General features: G+C 58.8%; 12 protein-coding genes. 6 read left to right on the top strand and 6 right to left on the bottom strand.

Annotated features, from left to right (window positions below; all coding sequences use genetic code 11):
• From ACKI1H_RS16820 to ACKI1H_RS16795, 6 genes are read right to left on the bottom strand one after another with little or no spacing between them, the layout of a single operon-like run.
• Positions 1–1,302, bottom strand: a complete 1,302-nt coding sequence (locus ACKI1H_RS16820) for an amidase (protein WP_440465657.1) — start codon at positions 1,300–1,302, stop codon at positions 1–3.
• Positions 1,289–2,515, bottom strand: coding sequence for an oxamate carbamoyltransferase subunit AllG family protein (locus tag ACKI1H_RS16815; protein WP_440465656.1), 1,227 nt, complete (start codon positions 2,513–2,515; stop codon positions 1,289–1,291). The genes ACKI1H_RS16820 and ACKI1H_RS16815 overlap by 14 nt, the downstream gene beginning before the upstream one ends.
• Positions 2,515–3,135 (bottom strand): hypothetical protein, encoded by a 621-nt coding sequence (locus ACKI1H_RS16810; protein WP_440465655.1) that lies wholly within the window; start codon positions 3,133–3,135, stop codon positions 2,515–2,517. Before ACKI1H_RS16810 ends, ACKI1H_RS16815 begins: the two co-directional genes overlap by 1 nt.
• Positions 3,136–3,156: 21 nt before the next feature.
• A complete protein-coding gene (locus tag ACKI1H_RS16805; RefSeq protein ID WP_416752572.1) occupies positions 3,157–3,501 on the bottom strand; it encodes a Rieske (2Fe-2S) protein in 345 nt (114 codons plus the stop codon).
• Complete coding sequence (gloA, locus tag ACKI1H_RS16800) at positions 3,501–3,905, bottom strand: lactoylglutathione lyase (protein WP_440465654.1); 405 nt, start codon at positions 3,903–3,905, stop codon at positions 3,501–3,503. The genes ACKI1H_RS16805 and gloA overlap by 1 nt, the downstream gene beginning before the upstream one ends.
• A gap of 3 nt (positions 3,906–3,908) precedes the next feature.
• Complete coding sequence (locus ACKI1H_RS16795; RefSeq protein WP_440465653.1) at positions 3,909–5,033, bottom strand: aromatic ring-hydroxylating oxygenase subunit alpha; 1,125 nt, start codon at positions 5,031–5,033, stop codon at positions 3,909–3,911.
• 240 nt (positions 5,034–5,273) lie between these two features.
• Here ACKI1H_RS16795 and ACKI1H_RS16790 point away from each other — a divergent pair, with 240 nt between their 5' ends.
• The 6 genes from ACKI1H_RS16790 (at position 5,274) to ACKI1H_RS16765 (ending at position 13,101) form a co-directional block, all read left to right on the top strand.
• Positions 5,274–6,152 carry a LysR substrate-binding domain-containing protein gene (locus ACKI1H_RS16790; RefSeq protein ID WP_440465652.1) on the top strand — a complete coding sequence of 293 codons (879 nt, stop codon included), beginning with the start codon at positions 5,274–5,276 and terminating at the stop codon, positions 6,150–6,152.
• Positions 6,153–6,353: 201 nt separating this feature from the next.
• Positions 6,354–7,226, top strand: a complete 873-nt coding sequence (locus tag ACKI1H_RS16785; protein WP_440465651.1) for an NAD-dependent epimerase/dehydratase family protein — start codon at positions 6,354–6,356, stop codon at positions 7,224–7,226.
• A gap of 168 nt (positions 7,227–7,394) precedes the next feature.
• Positions 7,395–8,783, top strand: coding sequence for an MFS transporter (locus ACKI1H_RS16780; RefSeq protein ID WP_440465650.1), 1,389 nt, complete (start codon positions 7,395–7,397; stop codon positions 8,781–8,783).
• A gap of 311 nt (positions 8,784–9,094) precedes the next feature.
• Positions 9,095–9,610, top strand: coding sequence for a sigma-70 family RNA polymerase sigma factor (locus ACKI1H_RS16775; protein WP_138526262.1), 516 nt, complete (start codon positions 9,095–9,097; stop codon positions 9,608–9,610).
• On the top strand, positions 9,607–10,581 hold the full coding sequence (locus tag ACKI1H_RS16770; RefSeq protein ID WP_440465649.1) for a FecR domain-containing protein: 975 nt from the start codon (positions 9,607–9,609) through the stop codon (positions 10,579–10,581). Before ACKI1H_RS16775 ends, ACKI1H_RS16770 begins: the two co-directional genes overlap by 4 nt.
• 96 nt (positions 10,582–10,677) lie before the next feature.
• Positions 10,678–13,101 (top strand): TonB-dependent siderophore receptor, encoded by a 2,424-nt coding sequence (locus tag ACKI1H_RS16765; RefSeq protein ID WP_440465648.1) that lies wholly within the window; start codon positions 10,678–10,680, stop codon positions 13,099–13,101.
• Positions 13,102–13,365 lie beyond the last annotated feature (264 nt).

The raw sequence follows: 13,365 nt of genomic DNA, 5'->3' as shown, positions 1-13,365 counted from the left end.
CTAGAGAAGCGAAAACTTGGGGCGATCTAAAAGAACTCGCTCGACCCATTGCGCAGCGCGCAACAAGCGATCATCGCCAAAGCGCGACCCCACCAATTGAATGCCAATGGGTAGCCCGTTCTGGCCTGTGAGCGCCGGCAGCGAGATGGTCGGCACACCCAGCAACATCCACAACCGACTGAACAACGGATCACCCGTACCCTCGCTGGCAAGCGGAGCGGTTCCAGGAGCGCTCGGGGCTAACAGCACGTCCCACTCGTCAAAGACCGAAGAAGTCGCAGCCATACCCTGCTCGGCGCTGGAACGCGCTTCGCTGTACTCTTCGGTGGACAGGCTCTGACCATATTCGATGAGCGCGAGTAGCGGCTCGCTGAGCTGATCCCGATAGCCGTCGTGCTCGGGAGCTAGGCTGCGTGCTGTTTCGTAGGCCATCACCTTGCGCTGCATATCCGCAAATAGCGCGAAGCTGGGCGGTAGCTGGGCATCTCCAACTCGGGCACCACAGGCACCAAGCGACAACAGCAGCTGCTCCAGTGCGTGGCGTGTCTCAGGAGAGGCCTGCAGCCAATCCGGTGTGCGGCAGAGCCCGATGGAAGGAATCCAGCGCTCACTGCTACTGAAGGGAAATACGGTGTCAGCCGTGAGCACCGAGCGCAGCAGACGAGCATCCTCGACAGAGCGAGTAAGGACGCCCAGCGTGTCCAGCGAATGCGAGAGCCCCTTCACTCCCATTGTCGGGAAATCGCCGTAAGTCGGCTTGTAACCCACGACACCACAATAGGACGCCGGGCGAATCAGCGAACCTGCCGTCTGCGAGCCCAATGCCGCCGGCACCATGAGGCTGGCAACGGCTGCAGCAGAGCCACTGGAGGAGCCACCTGGCGTGTGATCCAGGTGGTGCGGGTTTCTGGTCTTGCCGGCTTTGAAATAGGCAAACTCAGTGGTGACGGTTTTGCCCATCATCAAGGCGCCCGCGCGCTTTAGCAGCGCCACGGAGGCAGCATCCATTGCTGGACGACGGCCTGCATAGATCGAAGAGCCGCTGCAGGTCGGCATATCGCAGGTATCGATGATGTCCTTGATGGCAACAGGCACGCCGTGGAGAGGACCACGAACCAGCTCGTTGTCCAACCGCCGAGCCTCGCGCAGAACCTGATCCGGGTCAATATGGACCCAAGCTCCCACTTTAGATTCTTTCGCCGCAACAACAGCCAGACAATCCGTTGCCAGCTCCACGGAACTCAACTCCCGGGTCGCAATAGCCTCCGCTGCCTGTACCAGGCCAAGCTCATGCGGGCGCATCAGCAGCCTCCAACGCCTCCAGGGCGGCCTGGAAGGGTTTCAGCGGACTGAAGAAGAAGCCGCCGTCGAGACGACCCAATAGCCCTTGCTTATCCAGCACGCCCAGACTGATAATCGGCCCGAGCTCCAGCCGGCAGGCCTGCCTCGCATCCAGCCCGGTACGGTAAGCCTGCGACTTGAGCAGTTGCGGGTGCGGATACTGGAGCAGTTTGCTCGGGAAAGCCCTTCCATACTCGGAGCAGGTCTTCGCCAGACGCTCTGCTGTCAGCGGAGCGAGATCACGCGCCATCGCTCCACTACCAAAGGCATCGACAATGGCGCTGTCGCCAATTGCTCCCAGCGCACATTGACGAACCTGTTCATCCGCTCCGGGAACCAGCGGCGCATCTCCGGCCGTCACGAACCAGCGACCCGGCATCGCAGATATCTGGATACCAAACTGTCTACCGTTGCCACCAATAGCGGTCACGACACTGCTGCCCGGAACCTCTTCCGCCGCGAGGAAACAGCACTTCACAGCCGCCATCCACAGGTTCAGGAAAAATGCCGCGGAGTGCTCAAGGAAACGTCTGGCTTCATCGTCAAAGCCGTCAGAGCCGGCACGCAGCAGGAGCGCTTGTGCAATCAGTTGGCTGCCTTGCTGTGTCCGACCGTGGCAATCATCCCCCGCAGCAAGCGCTGCATCCGCTACCGAGAGCAGATCTATCGGGCTGCGTGCGATGACGGTCTGGAGCTGGGGCGCCAGATGCCGATTAATCCAGCGCAGGCGCTCCAGAACATTCTCGCTGTATTGCCCGACGCGCATCACTGGGCCGTCACCACCGTTGATGGTGCTGAAACTCTTGCGAGATGGGCAGCTGCCATCCTCGATCACCAGCAACTGCATACTCGGAGACAGCGCATCCGCCAGCGGAACAGCACAGCCGTGATCCTGGGCGGCATACAGAGCCACTTTGCCGGACATCAGCAGCTCTTCGGCAACCTGCCGGTCAGTAGCCCATTCCTCGAACAGAATGGCCATCAACATCGAGTTTTTCTGCGGAAGTGAGATCAGGCTGCGCTCGGTGATCGGCGGGCCTGCGTGGAGCAGATAGCGCCCTTCCAGACTGAGCACCGCTCTGGCAGAGGCAATAGTGGTCCAACGGGGGCGAGAACCAATCATGGCATCGACCGCCATGGAGTCCGCTAGATGACGGCGCAGGGCAAGATTCATTACTCACTCCCCTCTTCGACCCAGGTCTCCGCAAAGGCGAGAAACGCCGAGTTGAGCTTGCCGTCGAGGAAGTCGCGCTCCACCACCACGCCGTTGAGCATTTCTCCGTTGAGCCGGATCTCTCCCTTGTCCGCGCCCTGAAACAGGCTGTACATCCGGTGCTCACCAGTCGCAGAAATACTCGGCCCGACGTCAGCAGCAAAAGGGCTCTGCAGTCCTTTCCAGGCCAGCGACAGACTCACATCACCAGCTGCAATGGTCTCCACCCATTGAGTCGGATCTTTCTCATCGGTACTCCCACAGGTGGCCTGCAGCAGCGTGATGTGGGGCAGCGCTTCACGTCCGCGGAAAGCGCCGAATTTCGGCACGAAGTTGGTCAGCAGGTAATCCATCAGTTTCAGGTTATCGCCGATGCACAGATTCCTTGCCGCGGGATACCCAGCCTTTGTGGCAGGATCACCCAGCAGGAGAATGCCGCGACCACGACCGTACTCAGATGCGATCACGCGGAAATAAAGGGCCAAGACCTGCCAATCGCCCTGGGGATCGGAAGCACTTTTCAGGTAGATACCCGGGTTTTCTCCCGACCAACTGACGACACCATTCTGGATGACGGGCATGCGTAGACTCCTAAATTCTTGTTATGCGATTTGCAGGGTGTTCTCGAACAGACCGATCAACACCACCTCGTTTTCAACCTTGACCGGATAGCGCCGGGCACAGGATTTGGCGGGCGCGCAGAGGACCTCGCCAGTCGCGATATCGAATCGCGCCTGGTGCAGAGGACATTCCACTTCGCCGTTCTCGATCCAGCCCTCGGCCAGCGACGCATCGCCATGGGGGCAGCGATCTGCCAGCGCATGGAAGCAACCATTGAGGTTGAAGACGGCAATCGCCTCATCGCCGATCTGAACTCGCTTGGCCTGCTCGTCGCCGATGTCATCTACCCGACAAGCGACAGCCCAATCCTCTTCGCGCACGGTCATCAGGCGTCCTCCACCACAGACTCAAGCAACTCGACCCGATAGCCATCCGGGTCGAGTACGAACGCAATTTCCCGGGTACCGCCCGACATGGGACCAGGCTCCCGCACCACCGATACGCCGGCGGCGCGCAGACGCTCCACAAAATCACGGAGAGAACTCACACCGAATGCCAGATGCCCCCAAGCCGTCCCCTGTTCGTATGGCTCGGTTCGATCCCAGTTATGTGTCAGCTCCAGGACTGTTCCACGCTCTTCCTCTTCGAATCCGATGAAGGTGTTGGTGAAACGACCATTGGGGTAATCCGTACTGCGCAGCAGGCGCATTCCCAACTGGCCAACGTAGAAGTCCAACGAACGCTGCAGATCCATGACCCGCAGCATCGTGTGCATCAGGCGTACCTGCATGGATCAGTCCTTCATCGCTTGGAGAACGAGGTTCTGGAACTGATTGGCGCTGTCTTCCCAGTGCGGCGACATCACGCCACCATCGTTCATGACCGAGGAACGACGACCTTCCTGCAGCAGCTCGGCAATCTCGTGGTCCTCCTTGTGCACGCTGTACCAGAGGTTGCAGAGGTTCTCTTTGTCGGAGTCGGTGTAGTGCTGCTCGCCCACGCTGTAGAGAACGCGGAACTGGCGAGTGCGATCGGCCGAGACCGGGATGTTCAGATGCACACCCGCCTGGTCCGGCAGGTAGATACCCAGGACGAAGTTGGGGAACAACGTCAGGTAGCGAGCGCTCATATCCAAGGCACTGGACTTCGCGGTCGTTTTCTTCTCCGCCTCAAGGTCGATCGCCGAGCCCAGGCAGCGGCCGTCGACGATGGTGTAATGGTCCTTCAGCGGCTGGCCCGACGCGGTCTCGTCATGCACGATCGGAACGTGGTACGGCTCGATGAAGTTCTCCATCAGGAACTTCCAGTTGCACTTCACCTCACCCAGATCAATCTTGCCGATCGGCTTGAGCAGCTTCACGTCGAGGATCTTGATCTGCTCGGCGAAGGAGCGGGAGTACTCCTCAAAGTCCTCGGCATCACCGGACAGGTTGACGAAGATCCAGTCGTTCCACTCCACATGGCGTACACGCTTGAGCCCGTGATCGGCGCGGGAGAAGCCGGGTACGTCCTGCTTGCGGAAGCCGCCAAAGTGCGGGGCCGCTTCGAGCCCGCCATCGAGCGAATAGGACCAGGCGTGATAAGGACAGCTGATCGAGCCCTGGACGTTGCAGCGATCGGTGACGAGCTTCAGTCCGCGATGACGGCAAACGTTATGGAAGACGCCAGCCTCTCCATCGTCGTTGGAGACGATGAGCAGCGGCTGGCCAGCGACCTCGATCGGAGCACAGGTACCAGGCTCGACGAACTCATGAACAAAACCGACGAAGACCCAGTTCTTCGCGAATACCTTGTCTTGCTCCGTACGATAGAACTCTTCGCTGATATAGGCACCTTGGGAAAGCCCGGGGAGAACATTACCGGGCTCCTCGGTGAACGACTGCTCACGAATGCGAATAACTTCTTCAACGACTGACATATTTTTATTCCTTCCTGGTCAGGCTGATGGCGAGTTTGAATGACTCGACCTTCATCCTAAAAACGCACTACCAGGGGAACAAACGATAAGAATTCAAAGGCGGATGAGAAAAAATAAATGGGACAGAGATGACATGACTCATCGGCTAGGAATGATTGACGCAAAAAGTCTTTTGCCCAACACTCGAATAGCGCTCAATGCGTACGTCGATCTAGCCTTGCTGCATACAGAACAAGAATCATGACCAATCGACTTCCCCCCCTGAACACCCTCAAGACCTTCGAGGTCGCGGCGCGACACCTCAGCTTCACACAGGCCTCCCTGGAGCTGAATGTCACTCCTTCCGCAATCAGCCATCAGATCAAGTTGCTGGAGGAAAACCTCGGGATCCGGCTGTTCCGTCGCGAGAACAATCGCCTGTTGCTTACGGATGCGGGTAGCTATCTGCTGCCGGAGTGCAGCCGCACTTTCGCGCATTTGCTGGATGTCACCCAGAAGGTCCGTGAGCTGGGGAATGACCGCCCACTCAGCATCGCCTTACGCCCGTACTTCGCACAGAAATGGCTGATGCCTCGTGTATCGTCCTTCTGGCAGCAACACCCTGAAATCGAGCTGAGCCTGCACCACACCATCCAGTTCTCACCAACCAGCCTCGACACCTACGACATCGCCATTGCGTGGGCCAGCGGGCATTTCCCGGGCCTGGAGTCGTACCTTCTGGTGAATGGCGACCTCACACCTGTCTGCAGCCCTCGCACTTTGACGGCCCTTGGAGAGCCAGTGACTGCGGCCTCGCTCGCGGGGCAAGTCCTGCTGGACGAGGAAACACCGGACAACTGGGATCGTTGGCTTGAAATGGCCGGGCAGCCACGTCTGAAACCGTTCAAGCGGGTGAGCATCGACGACACGAACGTCAGGCTGCATGCAGCGATCGATGGCCAAGGCTTCATCCTGACCTGCCTGTCGCTGCTGGATCGGGAGCTGAGTGAGGGTACTCTGGTGGCGCCATTCCACACGGCATTACCACACTACTCCTACTACCTGCTGTACCGCCCAGACGTCCTGAACAATCCACAGGCGCGTATCTTCATCGAGTGGCTCAAGGCCCAAGCCGCCTGAGTGACTTGATAGCTCTGCGATAACTCTTGGGATACGCGATTGCGGCCATCTGCTGGATGGCCGTGGCCCCGATGAGTGGATCTCATCCAAGCCAATGAAAAATTCTCACAGGTGACCAAGTATTTATACTTCGCGCCTTCGGCACGAATTCCATACCCTCCTGCCTCATAAATCTAATAATTTCTGAGCAGGAGATATGCAGTGCGTGAAACTTCCCTACCCCAGCCGCACAAAGTTGTAGTTACCGGTGGCAGCGGACGTCTCGGCCAATATGTAGTCGAGCAACTTCACAAAAACTTCGAAGTCAAAGTTCTTGATCTTCGGCCGCCCAAACAGAATGTCGAGTTCGCAGAGGCGAATGTTCTCGACCTAGATACTCTTCGTAAAGAGTTCGTGGGTGCAGACGCAGTAGTCCACCTAGCCGCCATCGATTTTGATCACCAGGCGAAGCCCGAGGACTATATTCACGTCAACGTCCAGGGAACCTGGAACGTGCTTCAGGCAGCCAATGAACTGGGCATCAAGCGCGTCGTTCTCTGCTCCAGCATCTCGGCCTGTGGTCTCTCCGAAGCGAATCCGTCGTTCACTCCGGAATATCTGCCGGTCGACGAAGAACATCCTCATTACCCCATTCAGGCCTATAGCGTCAGCAAGCAGCTGATGGAGAACATGGCCGCCAGCTTTGTTCGCCGCGGCGACATCCAGGTCGTGTGCCTGCGCCCAATGATGGTACTGATTCCTGAGAACATCGCGCCGACCATCGAGCGCGCCGATGATCAGTCCTCTCGCTGGCTGTTCTACTACATCACCCCCGAGGACTGCGCGCGCGCCTTCGAGGCTGCGCTGCGAGCGACTCACGTCAACAGCGGTAACTTCTTCATCACCGCCCAGGACAGCTGCCGTGCGGAGCCAACCCTGCAATGGGTGGAACGAGTACACGGCAAGCTCCCGGAGATTCGCGACAAGGAACGCTACGAGCGCGACCCCTACGCCTCGATCTTCTCCGGCGACAAGGCTCGTCAGGAACTCGACTTCGTTGCAGAAAGTCGCTGGCAGGACTTCCTGAACGCCTGATCCCCCACTCCGGTTCTCACGGGCCGGATTCCTTTAAGCTTCTCACGGAGGATCCAGTCCCGTCCGTACATCTACTTGCGCGCGAAATGTCCTTGATCGGCGCCGCTCGATGAACGAGCAGGTCGTTGCCGAACCCACGAATGAAAACAATTAGAACGGGTGAATGAAATGACAGTGATCACCGGATCCGACTCAACAACACTCGCTGACTCCTCATCAGCGGCTAATCGTGGTTCCTCCATCATCGACGACAGCCCAATGACCTTCTTCCATTGGCGGCTGCTCTTTCAATCCGCTGGCGGCCCCTTCCTTGATGGTTGGCTGCTGAGCATCATCGGCGTTGCGCTGATCGGTATGACGCCAGCGCTCGGTCTGTCCGGTACGGACCTAAGTCTGGCTGGCGCGGCTGCACTCATCGGCATTTTCTTCGGCGGTCTGATTTTCGGTCGAATGACCGACATCATCGGGCGTCAACTGATGTACACGATCGACCTCATCGTTCTGGTTGTGGGGTCCGTGCTCTGCGCCTTCGTCGATCATGCCTGGCAGATCATTCTGCTGCGCTTCCTGATCGGGGTGGCTATTGGTGCCGACTACCCCATCGCTACGTCATTGCTCGCCGAATGGCTTCCCACCAAACAGCGTGCAGCAATGCTCGGTTCGCTGGTGGTTGCATGGTTCCTGGGAGCAACCGTCGCGACCTTCCTGGGCTTTACAATGGTCGAGTATCTTGGCGAGGATTCCTGGCGCTGGATGCTGGCCAGCTCAGGTGTACCAGGCCTGATTATCCTACTGATGCGAATCGGTACCCCGGAATCCCCGCGGTGGCTGATATCCAAAGGCCGGATCGAAGAAGCACAGGCAGTCGTAAGAAAGATTTATGGACAAGAGGCAGATCTTTCGTCCATCCGCGATGCCGAATCGGTTCGTCCGAAGCGTCTCGGATACTCGGCGCTTCTCCAGGGGGAGTACCTCAAACGTACGTTCTTCTGCGGAATGTTCTATCTCTGCGCTGTCACACCGGTCTTTGCGATTTACACCTTTGGCCCCGTCATGCTGTCGGCATTCGGGCTGAGCGAAGGAAATCTCAGCAATATCGGCTACGCCTTGATCTCCCTGCTGTTTTTGTTGGGTTGCCTTCCGGCACTACGCCTTTCGGAAACCGTCGGACGCCGACCACTTCTATTGTGGTCCTTCGCTCTGATGATTCTCCCGTTCCTCGCGCTTGGCATTGCTCCTGAGGCCCCCGTTGGGCTGATCGTTTTCTGGTTCTGTCTCTACGCAGTAACCTCGGGCGGCCCGAACATCCTCGAATGGTCCTATCCGAACGAACTGTTCCCCACCGACATCCGCGCTACCGCGATGGGTGTGATCACTGCGGTCAGCCGAATCGGCGCAGCGCTGGGAACCTTCCTGCTGCCACTTTCACTGGAGCACTACGGCGACGGCGGTACCATGTTGATCATGGCGGCCATGACAGCAGTTGGCTTCGTCATCTCCTACTTCTTGGCACCGGAAACCAAAGGCCGTTCACTGTCTGAAGCTAGCGGAATCTAAGCGCAATCTGGTCCTCGGCGAAAATCCGAGGGCCATGACTCGCGCGTCCACGCCTGACGCGCCGGCTAAAGAGAATCATAGCTCTCACACTCTCCGCTGCAGGAAGAACTATGCAGCGGATTTTTTGCCTGGATGCCCGCTATGGATCGATCTCAGACCCTCTTCAGCTAGGGCGATCGACCAGTCTCGGAAAGCCCAAACGCGTCCCCATCTCCCTATTTCCAGTAACCGTCCTTCTTGCCGTCTGGATAACGCCCACTTAAGATGCGACAAATTCGCATCTGCAAGCCGTTATCACGCAAGGATTCGCGTTGACATCTCCGCCCGCTCCCAGCGTCCATCACGCCGACATTCACTCGCTGTATCTCGATCACCACGCCTGGTTACTCGGCTGGCTGCGCAAACGCCTGCGCCACGCAGACAATGCAGCCGACCTGGCCCACGACACTTTTGTCCACCTGCTCGGCAAGCCAACGCAACTGCAGGAAGTCAGGCAGCCACGTGCTTGGCTGAGCGTCGTCGCCCGCGGTTTGCTGATCGACCGGGTGCGCCGTCAGCGCGTCGAGAAGGCCTATCTGGAAGCCATTGCCCATCTCCCCGAAGCGGAGATGCCCTCCCCAGAGTCGCAGTTGATCCTGCTGGAGACCCTCGCGCGAATCGATGCGGTACTGGATGGCCTGGCGCCGAAGGTACGTAACGCGTTTCTGCTGTCACGGCTCGAGGGCCTGGGCTACAAAGAAATAGCCGAGCGCCTGAACGTGAGTCTGAGCTCAGTGGAGAAGTACATGGCCACCGCCATTCGCCACTGCTTTCTGGCACAGCAATGAGCACCAGGGAACTGCCGGACGCAGTACTCGACCAGGCCATCGGCTGGCTGGTGCGTCTGCAATCGGGCTATGCGGACGAGCAAACGCAGACGGCCTGCCTGCTCTGGCGGCAGGCAGATCCGATTCACGAAACCGCCTGGCAAGCCTTGCAGTCCAGCGAGTCGGCCTTCGGACGCATGGCCGAACTACCCGGCGGTGTCGCACTGGACATCCTGCAACGCCTGCAGGGCAAGCGTCACGGCCGCCGCCAGGCACTCAAGGTGCTGGGCTTTGGCGTGGCAATCGGCAGCCTCAGTGGCTGGGGACTGCGTGAGCGCCCGCTAGCAACCTGGGGGGCGGACTACGTCACCGGTGTTGGTGAGCATCAGCAGTTCCTCCTGAGCGACGGCACTCGTCTGCAGCTCAATACCTCCAGCGCGGTGGACGTGCGCTTCACCGCACAGCGCCGGACGATCGCATTGCTGCGCGGCGAGATCTTCATCGACTCGGGCAAGGACAGCGAGGCACCGGCGGGTTATCGCAGCCTATGGGTGGAGAGCCGCCATGTTCGACTACAGGCCATCGGCACCGCCTTTGCTGTGCGCGATGAAGCCGAAGGAACGCGCTTGCGGGTCGAGGACGGGATCGTCGCTATCCATCGCGCAGACGCACAGCCGATCCGGGTGTTGGCGGGCGAGGAATACCTGATCCTCGGCTCAGGCACCCGACGGGTCGAACACAGCACCATGAATGCCAGCGCCTGGACACGCGGCCAGCTTGTGGCGAAGCGCATGCGCATGGCCGACCTGATCGAGGAGCTAGGGCGCTATCGCCAGGGATGGCTCAGCTGCGACCCGTCGATTGCTGCGCTGGAGGTCTCCGGCGTATTCCAGCTCGACAGCATCGATGACGTCCTCGACGCCCTCGCCGATTCGATGCCGCTGCGCGTCCAGCGCTTCACGCCGCTGTGGATTCGCATCGTCGCTCGCTGAGCTAAATGCAAAAAATTCTCGATAACGATTACGGTTTTTTCCGAGCCCTTCGGCAGACAGGAAAACACACTGCCATTGCCAAGGAGCTTGTTGTCCATGCCATCCCTTTCCTCGCCGTCGCGAGCATTGCGTCGCACCACCCTCGCCCTCACCCTTCGCGGCATTCTCCTCAGCAGCACCGCCGTCGTGTCACTGGCCAGCATCGGCGTGCACGCTGATCAAAACGGGACTCATCGCTACGACCTACACGCCGGCGCGCTGGAGGATTCTCTGAACGGGTTTGCCCAGGCTGCCGGGATCACGCTGCCTTTCGATCCATCACTGACCCAGGGCAAGCAGGCGCCAGCGCTGCATGGAGAATTCGACGTACAGAGTGGCCTGGATCAGTTGCTGAGCGGCAGTGGGCTGGCAGCTCGAAGGAGCGCCGGCGGCAATTGGCTGATCCAGCCCATTCCCGCCGCCGAAGGTGCCCTGGAAATGGATCCTCTGACTATCTCGGGGTTGTCCCCGGGGTCGGTGACCGAAGGCACCGGCTCCTACACCACCGGCAGCTCCAGCACCGCGACGAAGCTGAACCTCTCGCTGCGGGAAACGCCACAGTCGGTCAGCGTCGTCACGCGCCAGCAAATGGACGATCAGAATATGCAGTCTCTGGAGGACGTTGCCAGGGCTGCCACCGGCATCAGCACAGCCAAGGACTTTGGCACCGAGCGCTCGCGTTACTTTTCTCGTGGATTCCAGGTAAACGACCTGCAATACGACGGCGTGCCAACGAGTATTTCCGAGAGTTACTCGATGGATGTGACCTCGGTGAACAACATGGCAATCTACGACCGTGTAGAGTTCGTTCGCGGCGCAAACGGTCTGATGCAGGGGGCTGGCAACCCCTCGGCAGCCATCAACCTGGTGCGTAAGCGCCCAACGGACACCTACAAGTTCAAAGCAGAAATTGGCGCTGGCTCCTGGGACAATTATCACAGCCAGATCGATGTGGGCGGGCCATTAAACGAACAGGGCACACTGCGCGCCAGAGCAGTGCTGCTGTACAACGCCGGCAACAGTTTTGTAGACCGCGCTGACAAAGAGAACCAACTCTTTTACGCCATCGGTGAAGCCGACTTGAGCGAAGCCACTACCGTAAGCCTGGGTACCGTGCTGCAAAAGGATTATCACGGCGGCTATGACTGGGGCGGTCTTCCCACTCAACTCAATGGCAGCTTCTATCCACTGTCGCGCTCCAGCTCTTTTGCGCCGAGCTGGGCCCACCTAAACAAAATTAATCGCACAGTATTTGCTGACATCAAGCATACGTTCAACGACGACTGGAAACTGACGGTCAACACCAACCTGACCTGGTCGAACGCAGATTTTCTCGGGCTCTACGGCAACAACATTGGTAATGACCAGTTCCGCCTGTTCACCAACGACACCAAATACGACGATGAGCAAATCAGCCTGGATGCGGCGCTGAACGGCGCGTTTTACCTGCTTGGCCAACGCCACGAACTGGTGTTCGGCGCTAACGCACGCAAGGATCGCTTCATCAACGAATCGCGCTACAACAACAACCCAAGCGTGGTCGACATCCTTGATTTCGCCCCGTCGCAAGTGGCCTCGCCCACTTATGGCTACGAGCGCATCCAGTACCGTAACGTGCGCAAGGACAAGGGAGTGTATGCCGCCACCCGGTTGAACCCCACCGACGACCTGCATGTGATCCTTGGCAGCCGCTTCAGCTGGGTCGACTACGCCTCTGCCGACTATGAGGACCGCTTCAAGGAAGACGGAAAAGTCATTCCCTACGCCGGTGTGGTCTATGACCTGACTGACAGCGCCTCGGTTTACGCCAGCTACACCGAGATCTATCAGGTTCAAAACAACTACGACATTGACAACAAGCTGCTCGACCCGATCACTGGCAGTAACTACGAAATAGGCCTTAAGAACGAGTTCTACAACGGGCTGCTCAATACCTCGCTGGCGATTTTCCAGGTCGACCAGAGCCATATGCCCCAGGCGGTTACTGGCGCAGCACGTATTTGCGGGCCGGGGCGTACCTCAACCTGCTATGAGGAAGGCGGCAAGGTACGCAATCGCGGTTTCGAGGCTGAGGTGTCCGGCGAGATTCTCAAGGGTTGGAATGCGGTAGTGGGCTACACCTACAGCCACCCCGAATATGTAGCTGGAGCCCGCAAGGGCACTGATTATGCAACTGAAACCGCCCCCCAGCGGTTGTTCAAACTGGCGAGCAGCTATCGTCTTCCCGGAGAGTTGAGCGACTGGCGCGTGGGCGGCGACCTCTACCATCAGAGCAAGGTCTACCTGGGCAACGTGGAGCAAGGCGTTTACAACCTAGTCGGTCTGAACGCCAACTACCAGATCAGCCGCAACCTGAGTGCGCAACTGAATCTCGACAACGTGTTCGACAAGAAATACTACGCCTCGATCTATAACTCGAACCTGGGTAACTACTACGGCGAGCCGCGCAACTTCGCCATCACCCTGCGATACGAGAACTGAGGTGTTCCAGCCTCGCCGTAGCCCAACGGGTTGCGGCGAGATCGCAACATTGGCTTCAAGCTTCGGCCGGGTTGCTTTGTAACCGTTCGCGGACGTTTATGACCCTCCGCTCTAGGTTGAGGCCCTTAGCCTCGGTCAGCAATCGGCCAGAAGCGGACATCCGCAAAGACAAGTTGAGCAGCAGGAGAATGTCGATTCAGGCTCGTCTCGCTGCCATCGCGTAGCGGTCTCATCCAAGCTCTCGGAGCGTCCCGACCTTACAAG

The organism is Pseudomonas sp. YH-1 (assembly GCF_051990045.1).
In the GTDB taxonomy this organism is placed as follows: domain Bacteria; phylum Pseudomonadota; class Gammaproteobacteria; order Pseudomonadales; family Pseudomonadaceae; genus Pseudomonas; species Pseudomonas nicosulfuronedens.
This window is presented reverse-complemented; position numbering and strand designations above follow the sequence as displayed.